The following is a 20,142-nucleotide window of genomic DNA, read 5'->3' as shown; positions in this document are numbered from 1 at the left end:
TTCTGATCTAGCCTGAAATTAATCCAGCAGAGAATGCCGCGAAAAGCCGCCTGTGGGAAACGGTTTCAACGCTATGCAATCCAACTTCGAGAGACATTGCTCGAATATTGCATGCAATCCGAGGGGAATTTTTCGATGCAATTGTCAAGAATTCTGGCGACGGGCGCTGCCCTTATCGCCCTGACCGTGCCGGCCATGGCCGGTACTTTGAAATGGGGCGCTTCGCGCGATATCAGCTCGCTCGATCCCTATTCCTACGGCGACAGTTTTGCGCTTGGCGTTCTGAACCACGCCTATGAAGGTCTCGTCCGTTACAATCGGGACCTGAAGATCGAGCCGGCGCTTGCCACGTCCTGGGAGATCATTTCCCCGACCACCTGGCGCTTCCATCTGCGCGAAGGCGTCAAGTTCCACAATGGTGCTGATTTCACGGCCGAAGACGTGCAGGCCTCGCTGCTGCGTGCCTCGAACCCGAAATCGCCGCTGCGCGGCAATATCCCGGCCTATAAGGGCTCGCGCGTCATCGATGCGCATACGATCGAGATCGATGTCTCGGCCAATTATCCGCTTCTGCCCAACGATCTGACGACGATCTACATCTTTGATGCCGGCTGGCTGAAGGACAACAATGCCGAGGCGCCGACCGATGTCGGTTCGGGCACCGAAGGATATGCTACCTATAATGAAAACGGCACCGGCCCGTTCAAGGTCGAAAGCCGCCAGCCGGATGCGAAGACGGTCTTCGTCAAGTTCGACGGATGGTGGGACAAGCCGCAGCACAATATCGACCGGATCGAGCTGACGCCGATCGCCTCTCCGGCAACCCGCGTCGCCGCTCTTCTCGCCGGCGATATCGACTTTACCGACCAGGCGCCGGTACAGGATCTGCCGCGGCTGCAAGCTTCGCCGGAGGTCAAGGTTCTCGAAGGCACCGACCTTCGCACCGTGATGATCGGCTTCTCACAGCGTGACCAGCTGCTGTCAGGCGCGCCAAACCCGATGAAGGATCTGCGCGTACGCCAGGCGATGCAGCTCGCCATCGATCTCGACCTCATCAACAAGAAGGTCATGCGCGGCAAGTCACGCAATGCCGGCGCGCTCGTTGCGCCGCAGATCCCCGGTTACGATCCGGCACTCGACACGCCGGTCAAGGCCGATCCGGAAAAGGCAAAGGCGCTTCTGAAGGAAGCCGGTTCGGAAGGTTTCGAATTCGAGTTCAACTGCGCCGACAGCCTCGTCAACGAGGAACAGGTCTGCCAGGCGGTCGCCTCCATGTGGTCGCGCATCGGGCTGAAGCCGAAGCTGGACCAGGGCACCCGTGCGGTTCAGACGCCGAAGCGGTCTTCGGGCAAGGTCGATGTCTATACGCTCGGCTGGGCAACGCTGCCGATGCTCGACACTTACAGCCTCACCTCGCAGGTCCTGCATACGAAGGAAGGCTCGTTCGGCATCTTCAACTGGGGCGGCTGGTCCGACAAGGAATTCGACAAGGTGACGGAAGCCTCCGCCGTCGAGCTCGACCAGACGAAGCGGCTTGCCATGGAAGCCCAGTCGCTCAAGATCGCCAAGGACCATGCCCTGATGATCCCGCTGCACCAGCAGCCGCTTGCCTGGGCGACGACGTCGAAGATCAAGGATTTCCCGCTCTTCTCGGACAACCTTCCCCGCCTGTGGCTGGTGAAGATGTAACCCCGCGCGCCCCTCGCTGCGGTCCAAACGTGGCGGGGGGAATGCTTTCCATATCGTCGGATCGAGCCGGATAGCGGGTCGATGATCGGGTCACGGAGCGTCTCATGATCGCCTTTCTCGTCAAACGTATCGGCAACGCCATCCTCGTGATGCTGACCGTCGCCTTTTTCGCTTTCCTGATCTTCCGGTTCCTTGGTGATCCGGTCGAGCTGATGGTGAATGAAAGCGCCACCCAGGTGGAGCGCGACGAGTTGCGCAGCCGCCTCGGCCTGAATGACGGTTTCCTCGTTCAATATGTCCGTTTCGTCGTTAATGCCGCGCAGGGCGAATTCGGGCTTTCCTGGCGCAATCAGCAGAATGTCATCACCCTGATCGCAGAGCGCTTTCCGGCGACCTTCGAGCTTGTCATCATCGCCACTATCCTGTCGCTGGTGATCGGCATTCCGCTCGGCGTCTTCACAGCGATCGGCCGCGGGCGCTGGTGGGCGGAGGGGATGCAATTCTCCTCCATCGTCGGTGTGTCGCTGCCGAGTTTTTTCGTCGGTATCATCCTGATCCTCGTCTTTTCCGTCAGCCTCGGCTGGCTGCCGGGTTATGGCCGCGGCGAGGTGGTGCGGCTTGGCTGGTGGTCGACGGGCCTGTTGACGCCTTCCGGCCGTGCAGCCGTTATCCTGCCGGCATTGTCGCTCTCGCTTTTCCAGATCACGCTGGTGATGCGGCTCGTCCGCGCCGAAATGCTGGAGATCCTCCGGGCCGATTTCATCAAGTTCGCCCGTGCCCGCGGCGTCAAGCGCCGGGCGCTCTGGTTCCGGCATGCGCTGAAGAACTGTCTGATGCCGGTCGTCACGCTGACGGCCATGCAGGTCGGCAATCTCATCGCCTTTGCACTCGTGACCGAAACGGTCTTCCAGTGGCCGGGCATGGGCATGCTCTTTATGCAAGCCGTCACCTTCGTCGATATCCCGGTCATGGCCGCCTATCTTTGCATCGTATCCTTCATTTTCGTGACGCTGAACACGTTCGTCGACATTGCCTATGCGGTGATCGATCCGCGCCTGCGCGCCGCGTGAAGGGAGAAAGACAGATGACCATCATTGAACAGACCACGAAACAGGCCGTCCGTGCGGCGCCCTCCAGGCTCGCCCGCTTGCGCGATTCCGATCTCTGGTGGAGTTTTAAACATCATCCGTCCGCAGTCGCGGCGGCAATTCTTCTGCTGCTTCTGATCGGTTCGGCATTTTTTGCGCCCTGGTTCACCGTCCAGAACCCCTATGACCTTGCCTCGCTCGATCTCCTCAATGCCGAAATCCCGCCGATCTGGATGGCGGATGGGCAATGGCCATTCCTGCTTGGCACCGATACGCAGGGTCGCGATCTTCTCTCTGCCATCCTGTATGGCTCGCGCGCCTCGATCGTCATCGGTGCCGCTTCCGTTGCCGTATCCCTGATCGTCGGGTCCGCCTTCGGTCTGGTTGCCGGCTATTACGGAAAGTGGGTGGATGGCCTCCTGATGCGGGCCGGCGACGTGCTTCTGTCCATGCCGACCATGCTGATCGCCATCCTCGTATCGGCGCTCGCGCGGCAGGCGCTTCCGGCCTCACTGCGCGAAGTCGGCGCCTCCGGCGTCATCGTGCTTGCCATCTCGCTTTCGGCCTGGGTGCAATATGCCCGCACTGTCCGGGCGCTGACCATGGTGGAGCGCAACAAGGAATATGTGCAGGTGGCAAGGCTGATCCGCGTGCCGACCTGGCGCATCCTCGTCAAGCATATCCTGCCCAATACGACGACACCGCTGCTCGTCACTGCGACCCTCAATTTCGGTCTCGGCATCCTGATCGAGGCGACACTGTCCTTCCTTGGCGTCGGCATGCCGCCGGAACAGCCGTCGCTCGGCACCCTGATCCGCATCGGCAACCAGTATCTGTTTTCCGGCCAGTGGTGGATCGTTCTCTTCCCCGGCCTGCAGCTCTGTCTTCTCGTTGTTTCCATCAATGTCCTGGGCGACTGGCTGCGTGACGCCCTCAATCCCAAACTGCGCTGAGGTATTTTTATGAGCGATCTTCTCATCAAGAACACGAGACCGATGGGCGGTGCGCCGGCCGATATCCTGATCCGCCAGGGCAGTATCGCCGCGATCGGCCAGAATCTCTCGGCAGAGGGCGCTGTGACGGAAGATGCCGGCGGTCGCATCGCCATTCCCGGCCTCGTCGATGCCCATACGCATCTCGACAAGTCGCTGCTCGGTTATCCCTGGTACAAGAACGAGGTCGGCCCGCGGCTGATCGACAAGATCGACAACGAGCGCAAGGTGAAGAAGGATTTTGGCCTCGACGCGCATGTGCAGTCGATGCGCCAGTCGCTGCAATCGGTCGGTTACGGCACGACGCTGATCCGCACCCATGTTGATATCGATACCGATCAGGGCGTGATTGCACTGGAAGGCGTGCTGGAGACGCGCCGGAAGCTTGCCGGTGTCGTCGAGATCGAGATCGTTGCCTTCCCGCAATCCGGCCTGATGCGCCGTCCGGGCACGGCCGAACTGCTGGACAAGGCGATGGCGATGGGTGCCGATCTCGTCGGCGGTCTTGATCCCTGCGGCATGGATCGCGATCCCAAGGCGCATCTCGATACGATCTTTGCGCTCGCCGAAAAATACGGCAAGGGCATCGACATTCATCTGCACGAGGGCGGCGAGCTCGGTGCCTTTTCGATGGAGATGATTTTCGAGCGTATCCGCGCACATGGCATGCAGGGCAAGGTCGCCGTCAGCCACGCCTTCTGCCTCGGCCTTCCTGATTGGAACGTCTCGCAGGCGCTGATCGATACCTGCGCCGAACTGGACGTGCCGATTTTGACGACGGCGCCGCCATCGCGCGAAGTGCCGTCCCTCAAGCGCCTGCGTTCCGCCGGCGTGCGCTTCGGCGCGGGTGTCGACGGCTTCCGGGATACCTGGGGGCCTTACGGCAATGGCGACATGCTGGAACGCGCCATGCTGCTCGGCATGAAGAACAATCTGCGTCGCGACGACGAGCTGTTGATGGCGCTCGATGTCTGCACCACCGGCGGTGCGATGGCGATGGACCGGAAAGAACATGCGCTGATCCTTGGCGGACGCGGAGACGTGGTGATTGTCGAAGGTGAGACGGTCGGCGAGGCGATCGTCACCCATCAGCCGCGCAAGCTGGTGGTGACGGCCGGCAATGTCGTTGCCCGTGACGGCAAGAGCTTGGCGGAACGGCCGTGATGATGGACAGGGACTGGTCCGACCTTCCGCTTGGCAAGCGGCCACCCGGCCGCTGGGCGCTCAAGGCGCGTTTCATCGTCGCCGATCTGCCCGAAGGCCGGCGGCTGATCGAGAATGGCGAAATCGTCATCGAGAATGACCGCGTCATCTGGCTTGGCCATCGGTTCGAAGGCGAGGTTGCTGCACGCTATGACATGGGTGAGGCGCTGATTGGTCCCGGTTTCGTCGATCTCGACGCACTGTCCGATCTTGATACGACCGTGCTCTCCATGGACAACCAGCCGGGCTGGAAGAAGGGCCGCGTCTGGCCGACGGATTATGCCGCGCAGGCATACGAAATGTATTCGCCCGAAGAACTGGCCTTCCAGAAGCGTTACGCCTTCGCGCAGCTGCTTCTGAACGGTATTACCTCGGCCCTGCCGATCGCCTCGCTCTTCTACCGTGCTTGGGGCGAGACGGTGGCGGAATTCGAGGCGGCGGCAATTGCTGCCGAAGATCTCGGCCTGCGTGTCTGGCTCGGGCCGGCCTATCGCAGTGGCGGCGTGATCCTCGACGAGGCCGGCGCGATGCAGCCGGTCTTCGACGAAGAGCGCGGGCTTGCCGAACTTGCCGCCGCGGCATCCTTTGCCGGTCGTGTCCATGGGCGTGCCGGAGGACTGATCTCCGGCATGTTTGCGCCGGACCGGGTCGAAACCTGCACCGAAACGCTTCTGCAGAAGACATTCGCCCACGCGAATGAAATGGACTTTCCCGTGCGCCTGCATATGGCGCAGGGGGAGATGGAGCTGCAGACCGTCCGCCGGCTGCACGGTATGACCGCGCCGCAATGGCTGGATGGTCTTGGCCTTCTTTCGCCCCGCCTGATCGCGCCGCATGCGACGGTCGCCACCGATGAGGATCTTGCCCTCTATGCCGCAAACGGCGTGACGGTCGCGCATTGTCCGCTCGTTTCCGCAAGGCATGGTTCCGCGCTAAAATCCTTCTCGCGTCTGAAGGCGATGGGCATCCGCATCGGCATGGGCACCGATACCGCACCGCCGGACATGGTTCTGAACATGGCGGTCGGGCTGATGGCCAACCGTATTGCCGCCGGAAAGGGTGACGCGGCGTCCGCCGCCGAATTCTACGACGCCGCAACGATTTCCGGTGCGGACGCACTGAAGCGGCCGGATCTCGGGCGGCTTGCGGTCGGCTCCAAGGCCGATCTCGCCGTTTTCGACATGGCCGACCGGATGATCGCGCCTCGGATCGATCCGATCCAGACCCTGGTTTATGGCGCAACGGGGCGCGTTACCCGCGCCACGATCGTCGATGGCCGTCTGTCGATGCGCGACGGCAAGGTGGCAGGGATGGATCTCGACGCTGTCCGAAGCCAGGCACAGGCGCAGTTCGACGGACTTGTTGCCCGATACCCCGAGCGCACCTTCGGCCATCCGCCGGTCGGGACGATTTTTCCGCCGAGCTATCCGTCCTCCCCATCCAACAGCGAGGTTTCGTCATGAGCATCGCGCATCCTCCTGCAGCCGACGTGCTTGCGCTTGACGTCAAAGGCCTCTCGGTCGAGTTCCCGACCCGCAAGGGTGTCCTGACGGCACTTTCCGATGTCTCTCTCTCCATCCGGCGCGGCGAGATCCTTGGTGTCGTCGGTGAATCCGGCGCCGGAAAGTCGATGACCGGCATGGCCGTGCTCGGCCTTCTGGAACCGCCCGGACGCATTGCAGGCGGCGAGATCCGTATCGGCGGAAAGCGCACCGACAATCTGAGTGAAGCCGAGATGGCGGCCATCCGCGGCCGCATGGTCGGCGCGATTTTTCAGGATCCGCTGACCTCGCTCAATCCCCTGTTCTCCGTCGGCCAGCAGCTGGTCGAGACGATCCGCCTGCATTCAGAGCGGAACAAGACGGAGGCGAGGGTCTATGCGGTCGATCTTCTGAAACAGGTGGGCATTCCCGGCGCAAACGAACGGATCGATCATTATCCGCATCAGTTTTCCGGAGGTATGCGCCAGCGTGTTGTCATCGCGCTCGCCCTTGCCGGCAATCCGCAGCTGATCATCGCCGATGAACCGACGACGGCGCTCGATGTCTCGATCCAGGCGCAGATCACTGCACTCCTGCGCCGGCTCTGCCGCGAACATGGCACGGGCGTCATGCTGGTGACCCATGACATGGGTGTCATCGCCGAAACGGCCGATCGCGTCGCCGTCATGTATGCCGGCCGCGTCATCGAGATCGGTCCGGTCGAAGAGGTGCTGAGCCGGCCAAAACATCCCTATACGCGCGGGCTGATGGGCTCGATCCCGGCGCTGGGTGCCCGTGTGGAACGCCTTGCCCAGATCGATGGCGCCATGCCGCGGCTGAATGCCATCCCGACCGGGTGTGCCTTCAACCCGCGCTGTCTCGAAGCCGGTTCCCGGTGCCGCGAGGTGCGCCCGACAATGGTGGCGCAGGCGCAAGGCAGTGTTGCCTGTCTCGTCCATGATGGAGGTGTGTCATGAGAAATGCTGAAAACGCCCTGGAAGTCGATCAGCTCTCACGCGTCTTCGACGTCTCTGCGCCCTGGCTGAACCGGATGATCGATCGCAAGCCGAAACGTTATCTGCGGGCCGTGCAGGATGTCACCTTCGTTGTCGAGAAGGGTAAATGCCTGGCGCTGGTCGGCGAATCCGGCTGCGGCAAGTCCACGGTCGCGCGCCTGGTCACCGGTCTTTACGCGCCGAGCGAAGGGGCGATCGTCTTCGCACCAGCGGACAAGGGCAGGGGCCGCGGCAAGCCGATGGAAGCCCAGATGATCTTCCAGGATCCACATGCCAGCCTCAATCCGCGCTGGCGCGTCGGTGACATTATCGCCGAACCGATCCGTGAATTCGGCCTGCGCAGCGGTGCGGAAGCAACGGAGGCCCGTGTCGCCGAGTTGCTGCGTACGGTCGGCCTGTCGCCGGACGATGCAAAACGCTACCCGCATGAATTTTCGGGCGGCCAGCGGCAGCGTATCTCGATCGCGCGGGCACTCGCGAGCGAACCGGAATTCCTCGTTTGTGACGAACCGACCTCGGCGCTCGACGTTTCGGTCCAGGCGCAAATCCTCAACCTGATGCGCCGCCTGCAGGACGAACTCGGTCTCACCTATCTCTTCATCAGCCACAATCTCGCGGTCGTCCGCCATATGGCGGACCGGATCTCGGTTATGTATCTCGGCCGGATCGTCGAGGAGGCCGATACCGAAGCGCTGTTTGCCGATCCGCAACATCCCTATACGCGGCTCCTGCTCCAGACGATCCCGGATGTCGCAGCTCCCAATCGTGACCGCGAACTGATGGGCGGCGAGCCGCCGAGCCCGCTCGACCCACCGAAGGGCTGTGCCTTCCATCCGCGCTGTCCGATGGCGACGGATCTGTGCAGCAAGACGGCGCCAGAGGTTCGGGCACGCAAGGGTGGCGGCACGGTTGCCTGTCACCTCGCGCCGGCCGCCTGACCCTGTTCAACGATAATATTTGAGGAAATACCCGATCATGACGAAGACGATTTTCACCAGTGCCAAACTCGCCGACGGGCTTTTGCACGACCTCCATGTCGAGGGCGGGCGGATAACCGCAATCGAGCCCGCCTCGTCGGCAGCCTCAGCCGGTGATGCTGTCGATATCGCCGGCCAGCTGCTCGTACCGGGTTTTGTCGAAGGGCATATCCATCTGGATACGAGCTTCTATGGTGGAAAATGGGTGCCGCACCGCCCCTGCACCAACGGCTTCGACGTCCATGAGCGGGTCGCCTTCCAGGCCGAGAACATGGCAGAGGCCGAGCCGATGGCCGAGCGCGCGGTCAACCAGCTCGAACTCTGCGTTTCCCATGGCACGCTGCAGATGCGTAGCCACGTCATGGTCGATGGCTCGGTTGGGTTGAAATCGCTGGAGACGATCCTTGCCGTTCGGGAAAAATACGGGGATATCATCGATATCCAGCTCGTTGCCTTTCCGCAGAGCGGCATTCTGAAAAGCCCGGGAACGCCGGAATTGCTGGACGAGGCGATCGGTCTGGGCGCTGACCTGATCGGCGGGCTCGATCCGGCAAGCTTCGACCGTGATGTCACCGCCCATCTCGATGTCATCTTCGGCATTGCCGAGAAGCGCGGCGTCGATGCCGACATTCACCTGCATGAAGGCGGCAGCATGGGCGCTTTCACGATCGAGGAAATCTGCGCCCGCACCGAGGCGCTTGGCATGCAGGGCCATGTATCGATCAGCCATGCCTATGGTCTGGGTGATCTTGCGCCGGATGCGGCCCGCAAGATCGCAGCGAAGATTGCCAGAAGCGGCATTTCGATCATGACCAATGCGCCAGGCCATCACACGTTTCCGCCGGTCGCGCTGCTGCGCAGCGAAGGTGTTAACGTCTTTTCCGGCAGCGACAATATCCGCGACAGCTGGTGGCCCTATGGCGATGGCGACATGCTGCGCCGGGCCGAGATCATCGGTTATCGCTCAGGCTTTTTCGCCGATGCCGAATTGCAGAGCGCCTTCGACATCGTCACCACGGCAGGGGCAAAGGCACTCAGGCTCAACGGCTATGGTATCGAAATCGGGGCGAAGGCGGATTTTGTGGCGATTGCAGCGGAGCATGTTCCCGAGGCCGTGGTCGGGTTCCCGGGCAATCGCAAGGTCTTCAAGGAAGGGCGTCTGGTTGCCGAAGGCGGCAAGGTCCTGACGAACTGATCGCTATAGAAATCGTCATTTATACCGGAGCAGACAGGAGATTGTCTGCCCCGGTATTTTAAAGATCAGCCGTCAGGCCGAAGCTTTCGACTGCAGCATCTGCCACGCGTCGTAAGCGGAAATCACCGTTTCCATCTGCGCCGTATGGCCCGTGACGAAATCGTCGCCATAGATCGTCTCGTCGGGATATTCCGTGATCAGCGTCAGCGGCACGGTATGGCGGTCATCGATCGACGATAGGCAGGGGAAACCGTTGATGATGCGGAAACCCGTCTCACCCGCATGGGTCTCGTAAAGTGCGATCTGGCGGTTGTTATAGTCGAGAATGCCCGGAATGGCGCCGAGATGGCGGGTAACGTGATCCAGCATGGCTTCGGCCTGCTCTGTCCAGCCGGCATGGTGGCGCATCACCAGGAAGAAGCCTTTTGGCAGTGTCCACATGGCGAAATTGCGCGGTACGTAACCCGAGAGCGGCCGCGTCCATTCATGCGATGGATAGCCGTGCAGGTTGACATGTAGCTTTGCATCGCTGATCTCCTGCGCCTTGAAGCGGATTGCCTTCTCGTTCAGGTGCTGGCCGGCATTTTCGCGCGTACGGTATTCGAGGTCGTCGCCGAGCGCGGTGTAGCGCGCGGCATGGTGCATGTGGCGCGGATTGTCGACGCGCAGGCGCTGGTGCAGCGCGTAGCCGTCCGGATTTTCCAGCGGCGAGATGGTGAAATGCGCACCGGCACGTGCCTTTAGTGCGCGGGCGGCGCGAATGGCGCCGACGATGCCGGTCGTCTCGTTCGGGTGCTGGCCGCCGCTGATCATGATCGCGGCATCGCTGCCCTTGATGTAGCGCGCCGAAAGCACGCGGCCCGAACGGGAATTCGCGTTGAATTCCTCGCCGCCGATCTCCGCCAACAGCTTTGCCATCTGCGCGGCGGCTGGCGGTTCACTTGCCGTATCGATCGCCTGCTCCTTGCCATCGAGGAAGCCGGTGCTCAGCGGGCGTGTTTCGACGCGGATGCCGATCTCGCCTGTGCTGCGAACGATTTCCGGCACGATCTGGCCAGGCTTCAGCCCACGGTCGCCGAGCGGGCGGCCGGATTTCTTCTGGAAGAATTCGAGCAGCGAGAAGTAAAAGTCCTCGTGCAATGCCTCGCGCAGGCTGACCACTTCGTCGCCAACGGGGAGGGGCAAATCTTCGGCCGGATGCGAGACGCGGATATTGAGTTCTTCGAAATAGGGCTCTTCTGCGCCCCAGTCATGGCTTGCGACAGCCCCGATCGCGCCGTGGAACAGGCGCTCGTAATCGGTTTCCAGCCGTTCGCCGGTGTCATCGCCTTCTGCGCGATACCAGCCGGTCGGGGAAACATTGGTTTCGCCGACGATATCGTCATGCACCCGGTTCGGGACGAACACCTTGATGGTTTCGTTCTGACCGGCGCGCGTCAGTGTCACGTCGTAGAAAAAGGCATTGTCCTCGCGCGGCACGAAATCGATCTTGGCATCGCCCACCAGCGCGGCCAGGGGATAGGCTTCGAGGCGGAAACGGTTGGCCGGCGCGTTTGCATGGACCGGGTAGCGCACTTCGATTGCGGTCACACCGGCGAGGTCGATCTCTTCGAGGAAAGCGAAAAGAAGCGGCTTGTAGGCGCTGTAGATGCGGGCGGTGACGCCCTTTTCCTTCAGCGCCTGTTCGGCGGCACGGCGGCTCTTCGTATCGTCGAAGGTCCAGGCCTCGAAGGACTGGCCGGGCTTGGCGTCCCTGACCAGCATGTCGAGCGTGCGCGGAAAGGAAGTCTCGAAGATCGAAGTCATGTCACTTACCCTGATGGAATGCCGAATGATTACCGGGAGGTTCTGCCGGTTGGATCGAGACTGTCGCGCAGCCAGTCGCCGAGCAGGTTGAGGCCGAGCACGGTGAGAAGGATGGCAAGGCCCGGGAAGACGCTGACCCACCAGGCGGTCTGCAGGTAGGTACGGCCATCGGCCAGCATGCCACCCCAGCTCGGAATGGTCGGATCGACGCCGAGGCCGAGGAAGGTCAGGCTGCTTTCAAGCAGAATGTTGTTGGCGACGTTGAGCGTCATCAGCACGATGACCGGGCCGATCAGGTTCGGCAGCAGGTGCTGGAGGATGATGCGCCAGTCTTTTACGCCGATCGCGCGGGCTGAAAGAATGAACTCGCGTTCGCGCAGGGTCAGGACCGAGCCGCGCACGAGGCGGGCATATTGCACCCATTGCGAAACGATCAGCAGGATGACCGTGTTCGTCAAGCTGCCGCCGACGATGGCGATGAAGGTGATCGCGAGCAGAATGAAGGGCATGGCGAGCTGCAAGTCTGCAAAGCGCATGACCAGCATGTCCCAGAAACCGCGGTAATAACCGGCGATCAGGCCCATCGCGACGCCGAAGACGACCGCGCCGATCACCGAGGTGAAACCGACGGCGAGCGAAATCTTGCCGCCGGCAACGACGCGGGCCAGCACGTCACGGCCGAGCGGATCGGTTCCAAACGGATGGGCGGCCGTGGCAAAGGGTTTGGCCAGCCGCGCCATCAGGTCGATCTTTTCCGCGCCGCCGGGAAAGAGGATATCGGAGAAGAGAACGGCAAGGCAGATGACGACGGTAAGGACCGTGCCGAGGATGAATTCGATATTGGCGAAACGCGACAGGCGCGAGGTTTTGGCAGCCATTGTCGGTTACTCCGTCCGGATGCGCGGATCGACAAGCCCATAGGCGATATCGACCAGAAGGTTGATGCCGACGATCATCAGCGACAACACGGTGATGACAGCCTGGAGCACGGGATAATCGCGGGAGGCCACCGCATCGAAGGCAAGCGTGCCAAGGCCCGGCCAGTTGAAGACGCGCTCGATGACGACGATACCGCCGAGCAGGCCGCCGAACTGCAGGCCGAAATAGGTGATCAGCGGAATGGCGCAGTTGCGCAGCGCATGTTTGTAAAGAACCTTGCTTTCTGACAGGCCTTTCGCGCGCGCCACCATGATGTATTGCGATTGCAGCGTTTCCAGCATGGCCGTACGCACGAGGCGCACATTGGTCGCTGTGAGGATGATGCCCATGGTGACGGCCGGCATGACATAACTTGCCATGCCCGACATGCCGCTTGGCGGCAGCCAACCGAGCGTGATGCCGAACAGCAGCACGAGCATGGTTGCGAGCCAGAAATTCGGGAAGGACAGACCAACCAGCGACAGGATGCGGATGATCTGGTCCGCGACCTTGCCGCGCGCGGTCGCCGCCTTGATGCCGAGCGGGATCGACAGGGCGATCGACACAAGCATCGAGATGAAGGCGAGAAGCAGGGTCGCCGGCACGGCATCACCGATCAGCAGCGAAACGGATGTGCCGCCGGTAAAGCTGCGGCCGAAATCGAGCGTCAGCATGCCCGTGAGGAAATGCCAGTATTGGACGAGGAAAGGCTGGTCGGTTCCGAGCGCCGCACGGATGCGGGCGAGATCCTCCTCAGTCATGCTTCCACCGCCGCCCTGGAACATCATCAATGCCGGGTCGCCGGTCAGGCGAATGGCAAAGGAGACGACGAGCGTGATGGCGATGACGACGAAGATTGCCTGCAGCAATCGCTTGATGAGAAAACCGGCCACGATACTGTCCTTGAAAAGAAGGTCCGGTCCCGCCCGCGAAGAAGCGGGCGAGACACATGATCAGATTGACTGCGCGATCAGTCGACGCTGACTTCGTTCAGCTTCAGGCGGTTGTCCGGGGCTGCAACGAAGCCCTTGACCCGCTTGGAGATGCCGAAGATGGCGTTGGAGTTGTAGAGCGGCAGTTCCAGCGCGCGTTCGGAAGCATAGGCACCGACTTCCTGCAGGATCTTTTCGCGCTGGGCACGGTCGGTCAGCGGACGCTGCGATTCCAGCAGCTTGTCCATCTTCTCGTCCTTGTCGTAGGGGTTCCACTTTTCGCCCGAGTGGTACATGGCGTAGGCGGTGTTGTCGTAGTCGAAGGTCCAGCCACCCCATTTCTGCTGGAACATGGCGCCGGTCTTGCCCTGCGGAATGATGTCGTTGGTGATGACATTCGTTTCGTAAGGCTTGATGGTGGCGGTCAGGCCGACCATCGACAGATAGCTGGAAATGACCTGTGCGACTTCGTTCATCGTCGCGTCACTGCCGCGGATGTCGATCTGCAGCGTCGTGCCCGGCTTGACGCCGGCTTCGGCGAGCAGCTTCTTGGCGCCGGCCGGATCGAAGGGCAGGCCCTTCAGGTTCGGATCGTAACCGAAGGAGAGCGCGCTCTGGAAGGAGACGATCGGCGAAGCTTCGCCGGCGAGGATCGACTTGACGATCGTGTCGCGATCGACGGCCATGATGATCGCCTTGCGGACCTTCGGGTCGGCAGTGATGCCGTCGCGAGTGTTGAAGCGCAGTGCGTCAACGGTCGGGCCGGGAACGCTGACGACGGCGAGCTTCGGGTCGCCCTTGATGACCGGGATCATGCCGATCGGAATGGTCGGCGGGATGACGAGATCGACGCGGCCGGCCTGCAATTCGGCAACGGCGGTCGAGGGCTCGGCGATGAAGCGGTATTCGAGCTCGGAAAGCTTCGGTGCGCCGCCCCAATAGTCCGCATTGGCTTCCAGCTTGATGTTGACCTTCGGCTGGTAGGACACGAACTTGAACGGGCCGGTGCCGACCGGGTTGAGGTTGAAATTGTCCTCACCCTTTTCCTGGATGTATTTCGGCGGAACGATCATGCCGCCGTAACCGGCAAGCTTGGTCAAAAGAACCGGATCCGGCGCCTTCAGCTTCATGTCGACCGTGTTGTCGTCGATGACTTCGACGCTGTCGATCGAGGTGTAGTTGGAGCGCTGCGGGCCCTTGGCGCCCTGTTCACCGAGCAGGCGATCGAATGTGTACTTGACGGCTGCGGCATTGAAGGGCTCGCCGTCATGGAATTTGACGTTCTGGCGCAGGTGGAAGCGCAGGCGCTTGCCGCCATCGAGCTCTTCCCAGCTTTCGGCGAGACCGGGCACGATCTTCAGGTCGGGGCCGCGATAGGTGAGGCCGTCGAAGATGTTGGTGGCAACGGCCGACCACTGCACCAGGAAGGTGTCGATCGGATCCCAGCTGCCCGGATCCTGCGGTGTGGAAATGGTCATTTTGCCGGCGGCGAAAGCCGGAGCGGCGGTGAAGGCCGTGGCCGACAGGGCAAGAGCCATGAAGGTTGCGGTCAGTCCCCTTTTGAACGTTGTCATTACCTGTTCCTCTTCAGATGCTTGCGATTGTGTCGCGGTTTGATGATCCTGGCTGCTCAGGCGCTTTTGGCGACGAAGTGGCCCGGATCGATTTCCTCGTGGGAAAGGATGGCCGGTTCGTCGCCGACGCGGCGGACCGGATTGGGAATTTCGCCTTCGATCAGCGCCGTGTGGCGGACTGCCGTCGGGTCGGCGACCGGTACGGCGGAGAGGAGGCGACGGGTATAGGCATGGCTCGGCGTCTCGAAGACTTGGCGGCGCGAGCCCATTTCCATGATCTGGCCGAGATAAAGCACGGCGACGCGGTGGCTCATCTTCTCGACCACCGCCATGTCATGGGAGATGAACAGGTAAGCGAGCCCGCGTTCGGCCTGCAGATCCATGAACAGATTGATGATCTGCGCCTGGATCGAGACGTCGAGAGCCGACAGCGCCTCGTCGGCAATGATCAGCTTCGGATTGGAGGCGAGTGCACGCGCGATGCAGACGCGCTGGCGTTGGCCGCCGGAAAATTCGTGCGGATAACGCGAAGCGACGGCCGACGACAGGCCGACGCGTTCGAGCAGTTCATCGACGCGGCGGCGCACGGCCTTGCTGTCGGCAATCAGGCCATGGGTATTGATCGGCTCGGCAATCGAGAAGCCAACGGTCTTGCGCGGATCAAGTGAGGCGAACGGGTCCTGAAAAATATACTGGACTTCCTGGCGCATGCGAAAACGCTCGGTCGCCGACATGGACGAATAGCTGCGGCCGTTGAAGCTGATCTCGCCGCCCATGGAAGACTGCAGCTGCTGGATCGTGCGGCCGATCGTCGACTTGCCGGAACCGCTTTCGCCGACCAGCGCCAGTGTCTCGCCCGGATGAATGTCGAAGCTGACCTTCTGCACGGCGCTGCAGCGATGCGTGACCTTGCCGAAGATGTTCTTCTTGATGTCGAAGCGGACGAACAGGTCGTTGACCGACAGAAGCGGCTTTTCGTCGTATTTCGCCGTGTTCTGCACGCGCTCTTCACCGACGACGGTCGGCTTGCCGTCCTGAAGCACGGTGAGCGGCATGCGCTTGGGGAACTCTTCGCCCTGCATGCTGCCGAGTTTCGGCACGGCGGCGAGAAGCGTGCGGGTATAGGGATGCTGCGGATTGGCAAAGATTTCGCGGACCGGACCTTCCTCGACCTTCTTGCCCTTCCACATGACGACGACATGGTCAGCCATTTCGGCGACGACACCCATGTCATGGGTGATGAAGATCATGCCCATGCCGAGCGTCTTCTGCAGGTCGCGCATGATGTTGAGGATCTGCGCCTGGATGGTGACGTCGAGTGCCGTCGTCGGCTCGTCGGCGATCAACAGCTTGGGGCGGCAGGCGAGTGCCATGGCGATCATCACACGCTGGCGCATGCCGCCGGAAAGCTGGTGCGGATAACGTTCGAGGAGGGCTGCGCTATCTGGTAGGCGCACCATGTCGAGCAGGCGCCGGGCTTCCGCCATCGCCGCCGACTTGCCCATCTTCTCGTGCAGCATCAGGACTTCGCAGATCTGGTCGCCGATCGTGAAGACCGGGTTGAGCGAGGTCATCGGCTCCTGGAAGATCATGGCGATCTCCTTGCCGCGGATCGACCGCATCTCCTTCTGCGATGCCTTCAGCAGATCCTTGTTGCCGAACTGGATGCGGCCGGACGCGTATTTCGCGCCCATCATGTCGGCAAGACGCATGGTAGACAGCGACGTCACCGACTTGCCGGAGCCGGATTCGCCGACCACGGCCACCGTCTTGCCGGCCTCGACGATAAACGACAGATCATCGACGACACGGCTTTCGCCGAACTCGACGCTCAGGCCTTCGACCGACAGAAGCGGCTTGCTGTTTTCGATCGTGGTCATGTCCGTGTCTCCGGCTTGGCCTTGTCGCTGCTGGTCGGGGTGGTTTCCTGGGCGCTCGCGATGCGGGCGATGACCGCGCCGGCCGTCTGGGACGAACCGGCTTCGGCGAGGATGGTGACGATGCCGGCAACCGGCGCCGTCACGGCCGTCTCCATCTTCATCACGTCCATCATTGCCAACACCTCGTCCTTCTCGACAAGGGCGCCATCTGTCACATTCCACTGAACGAGCATGCCGGGTACCGGCGCCAGCACGGCTCCCGCATCGCTTGGCTCGTTCTCTTTGTTGCTGCCGGATGCCGCAGACAACGGACCGAGCAGACGCAGAAAAGCATCGGGAATACCGATCTCAACGCGCTTGCCGTCGATCTCGACATGGCCACGCAGAAGGCCGGTCCCCATTGCCGGAGCAGGGCGGCTCGCCGCTTCCAGCGTTTCGGCAAAATCCGTCTCGATCCAGCGCGTATGGACGCGGAAATCCCCGGTAAAATCGGTGTGGTCGATGACCGCGCGATGGAAGGGCAGGACGGATGGAACGCCTTCGATCTTGAATTCGCTCAGTGCGCGTCGCGAGCGGGCAATCGCCTGTTCGCGGGTCGCACCCCAGACGATCAGCTTGGCGGCGAGAGAATCGAACATCGGCGGGATGGCCGAGCCCGACACGATGCCGGAATCGAGCCGTACGCCTGGGCCGGAAGGTGCGGAAAATTCGGAAATTTCACCTGCCGAGGGCAGGAAGCCGCGACCGGCATCTTCCATGTTGATACGGAATTCGATCGCATGGCCGCGCGGAGCCGGCATCTCGGTGACGCTGAGGGCCAGGCCTTCGGCAATCCGGAACTGTTCGATGACCAGATCGAGACCCGTCGTTTCCTCGGTGACGGGATGTTCGACCTGCAGGCGTGTATTGACCTCGAGGAAGGAGATCACGCCATCGGCGCTGCGCAGGAACTCCACCGTACCGGCGCCGGTATAGCCGGCTTCGGCACAGATATCGCGCGCTGCAGTATGGATCCTCGTCCGTTCTTCGTCGGAGAGGAATGGCGCAGGTGCTTCCTCGACAAGTTTCTGGTTGCGTCGCTGCAGCGAGCAATCGCGTGTTCCGACGACCAGAACATTGCCGAGGCGGTCCGCCAGCACCTGCGCCTCGATATGCCGCGGACGGTCGAGAAATTGCTCGACGTAACATTCGCCGCGACCAAAGGCGGCGACCGCTTCGCGCGTCGCCGATTCAAAAAGTTCTTCCACCTCGCCAAGTTCGCGGGCGATCTTCAGGCCACGCCCGCCGCCGCCATGGGCGGCCTTGATGGCGATCGGCAGGCCGAATTTTTTCGCGAAAGCCAATGCTTCGGCGGGCGAGGAAATCGCGCCATCCGAGCCGGCAACGAGCGGCGCGCCAACCTTCTGGGCGATGGCACGAGCCTTCAGCTTGTCGCCGAGCGCATCGATAACCTCAGGATCAGGGCCGATCCAGACGAGGCCGGCATCGATCACGGCCTTGGCGAATTCTGCCCGCTCGGACAGAAAACCGTAACCCGGATGGACGGCATCGGCGCCGGCACGTTTTGCGACCGATATCAGCTTGTCGATATCGAGATAGCTGTCCTTGGCGGTGACACCATCAAGCGCGAAAGCCTCGTCGGCCAGCGTCACGAACAGGGCATCGGCATCCGCGTCGGCATAAACGGCGACGGAGGCCAGGCCGTAATCCTGGCAGGCCCGGATGATCCGCACCGCGATCTCGCCGCGGTTTGCTATCAGAACCTTCTTCATATGCTCTTTCCTGGAATAAGACGGGGCGCGAAATCGGTGATCGCGTTGAAACGGATCTTTGCGCCCACGGGTATCTGGCCGGCGAGATCGAGATGATGGCCGGCGACATTGGCGATGACCGGATAACCGCCGGTCAGCGGATGATCGGCGAGGAACAGGACGGGCTGACCGCTGGCCGGCACCTGCAGGGCGCCGCGCACCGTCGCCTCGCTCGGCAGTTCGCCATGGTTCGCGCGCTCCAGCGCATCGCCGGAAAGGCGGATGCCGACGCGGCTCGACTGCGGCGTAACGGACCATTCCTGCGACAAGAAGCTTTCAACCGCTTCCGGCGTGAACCAGTCGGTGCGTGGTCCCATGACCACATCCAGCACCACCGTCTGCGATGCGCTGGGCATGTCGAATGCAGGTGTTTCGGAGGCAACAAACGCGCCGGCTGGTGCTGCCAGGATCAGGAGAGTGTCTCCGACAGCGGGCGAGGCCGGGCCGATCTGCGCCAGTGTATCGGTGGCGGCGCTCTCAAGAACCGGCGTCACCGCAAAACCGCCACGTAGCGCCAGATAGGAGCGCATGCCCGAAACCGGGGAGCCGAGCGCAACCAAGTCGCCATCATCGAGCGCGATTGCGCTGTGGTGGGGCGCGGAGACTGTTATACCATCCTGCCCGGTAATGGTGATCGGCGCCGTTGCGCCAGTCAGTGCCATGACGCCGCGCCCCTTCATGCGGAAGCGAAGGCCACCGAGAGCGATTTCGAGGGCGGCGGTATTAGCGCTGTTTCCAACCAGCCGATTGGCGGCCTTGAAACTCGTCCGGTCGGCGGCACCCGAGATGCTGATGCCCTGGCTTGCCTGACCGCTGCGGCCAAGATCCTGAAATACAACAGGAAGGCCGAGAGAGACGATCTCGATCGCGGCCGCTCCGTTTTCGGACGGAACGCGCGCTTCAGTTTTGGCGGCGGATTTGGCAGATGCCTTGATTTCGTAGGCGCCGTCTTCCGCCATATTGCGGAATTTGATGCGGTTGCCCGGTTGCAGCAGCGATGCCGGCGTCCGGTCGATATCGAACATGGCAAGCGGCGTCGTGCCGATCAGCTGCCAGCCGCCGGGGCTGGTTTTCGGATAGACGCCGCTGAATGCGCCGGCAAGGCCAACGGCGCCAGCCGGAACCTGGGTGCGCGGCGACTTGCGGCGTGGTACGGCCAGCCGCGGATCGCCGCCGGACAGGTAGGCGAAGCCCGGTGCAAAACCGGTAAAGGCGGCGACATAATCGCTCTCGCCATGCAGGCGCACGACCTCTTCGGCGCTCATGCCCAAAATGCCGGCTACCTCGGCCAGATCCTCGCCGTCATACTGGACCGGGATTTCGACAAGAGCGCCGGAGGCTGCTATGCGTTCGCCGCCTGCCAGTGCCGATACGGCGTCGATCAGCCTGTCGCGGGATATGGCGTTCGGATCGAAGGAAATCAGCAGGGTGCGGGCTGCCGGAATGATTTCGCGAATACCCTCGACCGGATCATTTTCCAGCGCGTCGAACAGTGCCAGCGCCTCGCCGAGATCGGCCAGTTCCACGAGCATACAGTCGCCGCGCACCGGAAGGATGCGCATCGACGTATCTCGGGATGA

General features: G+C 62.1%; 15 protein-coding genes. 8 read left to right on the top strand and 7 right to left on the bottom strand.

Features of this window, described 5'->3' with window-relative positions; translation table 11 throughout:
- Positions 1–135: 135 nt before the first annotated feature.
- From FHW37_RS03550 to FHW37_RS03515, 8 genes are all read left to right on the top strand, one after another.
- Entirely contained in the window at positions 136–1,689 is a 1,554-nt protein-coding gene (locus FHW37_RS03550; protein ID WP_145632547.1) for an ABC transporter substrate-binding protein, read from the top strand.
- 104 nt (positions 1,690–1,793) lie between these two features.
- A complete protein-coding gene (locus FHW37_RS03545) occupies positions 1,794–2,759 on the top strand; it encodes an ABC transporter permease (RefSeq protein ID WP_145632544.1) in 966 nt (321 codons plus the stop codon).
- Between the two features lie 14 nt (positions 2,760–2,773).
- Positions 2,774–3,730: an ABC transporter permease gene (locus FHW37_RS03540; protein ID WP_145632541.1), complete on the top strand. Its 957-nt coding sequence runs from the start codon at positions 2,774–2,776 to the stop codon at positions 3,728–3,730.
- 9 nt (positions 3,731–3,739) lie between these two features.
- Positions 3,740–4,933, top strand: coding sequence for an amidohydrolase family protein (locus tag FHW37_RS03535; protein ID WP_145632538.1), 1,194 nt, complete (start codon positions 3,740–3,742; stop codon positions 4,931–4,933).
- A complete protein-coding gene (locus FHW37_RS03530; RefSeq protein WP_432442822.1) occupies positions 4,933–6,435 on the top strand; it encodes an amidohydrolase family protein in 1,503 nt (500 codons plus the stop codon). The genes FHW37_RS03535 and FHW37_RS03530 overlap by 1 nt, the downstream gene beginning before the upstream one ends.
- A complete protein-coding gene (locus tag FHW37_RS03525) occupies positions 6,432–7,430 on the top strand; it encodes an ABC transporter ATP-binding protein (RefSeq protein ID WP_145632536.1) in 999 nt (332 codons plus the stop codon). Before FHW37_RS03530 ends, FHW37_RS03525 begins: the two co-directional genes overlap by 4 nt.
- Entirely contained in the window at positions 7,427–8,407 is a 981-nt protein-coding gene (locus tag FHW37_RS03520; RefSeq protein WP_145632534.1) for an ABC transporter ATP-binding protein, read from the top strand. The genes FHW37_RS03525 and FHW37_RS03520 overlap by 4 nt, the downstream gene beginning before the upstream one ends.
- A 37-nt stretch (positions 8,408–8,444) precedes the next feature.
- A complete protein-coding gene (locus tag FHW37_RS03515) occupies positions 8,445–9,641 on the top strand; it encodes an amidohydrolase family protein (RefSeq protein WP_145632532.1) in 1,197 nt (398 codons plus the stop codon).
- A 72-nt stretch (positions 9,642–9,713) separates the two neighbouring features.
- On the opposite strand, the gene FHW37_RS03510 is transcribed toward FHW37_RS03515, so the two are convergent.
- The 7 genes from FHW37_RS03510 to pxpB all read right to left on the bottom strand — a co-directional run bounded on the left by FHW37_RS03510 (position 9,714) and on the right by pxpB (position 20,124).
- Positions 9,714–11,447 carry a M14 family metallopeptidase gene (locus FHW37_RS03510; RefSeq protein WP_145632530.1) on the bottom strand — a complete coding sequence of 578 codons (1,734 nt, stop codon included), beginning with the start codon at positions 11,445–11,447 and terminating at the stop codon, positions 9,714–9,716.
- Between the two features lie 29 nt (positions 11,448–11,476).
- Positions 11,477–12,325: an ABC transporter permease gene (locus FHW37_RS03505; RefSeq protein ID WP_145632529.1), complete on the bottom strand. Its 849-nt coding sequence runs from the start codon at positions 12,323–12,325 to the stop codon at positions 11,477–11,479.
- Positions 12,326–12,331: 6 nt separating this feature from the next.
- Positions 12,332–13,258 carry an ABC transporter permease gene (locus FHW37_RS03500; protein WP_145632527.1) on the bottom strand — a complete coding sequence of 309 codons (927 nt, stop codon included), beginning with the start codon at positions 13,256–13,258 and terminating at the stop codon, positions 12,332–12,334.
- Between the two features lie 77 nt (positions 13,259–13,335).
- Entirely contained in the window at positions 13,336–14,871 is a 1,536-nt protein-coding gene (locus FHW37_RS03495; RefSeq protein ID WP_145632526.1) for an ABC transporter substrate-binding protein, read from the bottom strand.
- Positions 14,872–14,927: 56 nt separating this feature from the next.
- The gene (locus FHW37_RS03490) at positions 14,928–16,751 is read right to left on the bottom strand and encodes an ABC transporter ATP-binding protein (RefSeq protein WP_145632524.1); all 1,824 of its coding nucleotides are present in this window, start codon (positions 16,749–16,751) and stop codon (positions 14,928–14,930) included.
- Complete coding sequence (locus tag FHW37_RS03485) at positions 16,748–18,523, bottom strand: acetyl/propionyl/methylcrotonyl-CoA carboxylase subunit alpha (RefSeq protein ID WP_145632521.1); 1,776 nt, start codon at positions 18,521–18,523, stop codon at positions 16,748–16,750. The genes FHW37_RS03490 and FHW37_RS03485 overlap by 4 nt, the downstream gene beginning before the upstream one ends.
- Complete coding sequence (gene pxpB / locus FHW37_RS03480) at positions 18,520–20,124, bottom strand: 5-oxoprolinase subunit PxpB (RefSeq protein WP_145632519.1); 1,605 nt, start codon at positions 20,122–20,124, stop codon at positions 18,520–18,522. Before pxpB ends, FHW37_RS03485 begins: the two co-directional genes overlap by 4 nt.
- Positions 20,125–20,142 lie beyond the last annotated feature (18 nt).

This window comes from Neorhizobium alkalisoli (assembly GCF_007829835.1).
GTDB lineage: Bacteria > Pseudomonadota > Alphaproteobacteria > Rhizobiales > Rhizobiaceae > Neorhizobium.
The sequence above is the reverse complement of the archived record's forward strand: the minus strand, read 5'-3'. Positions and strand labels throughout refer to the sequence as shown.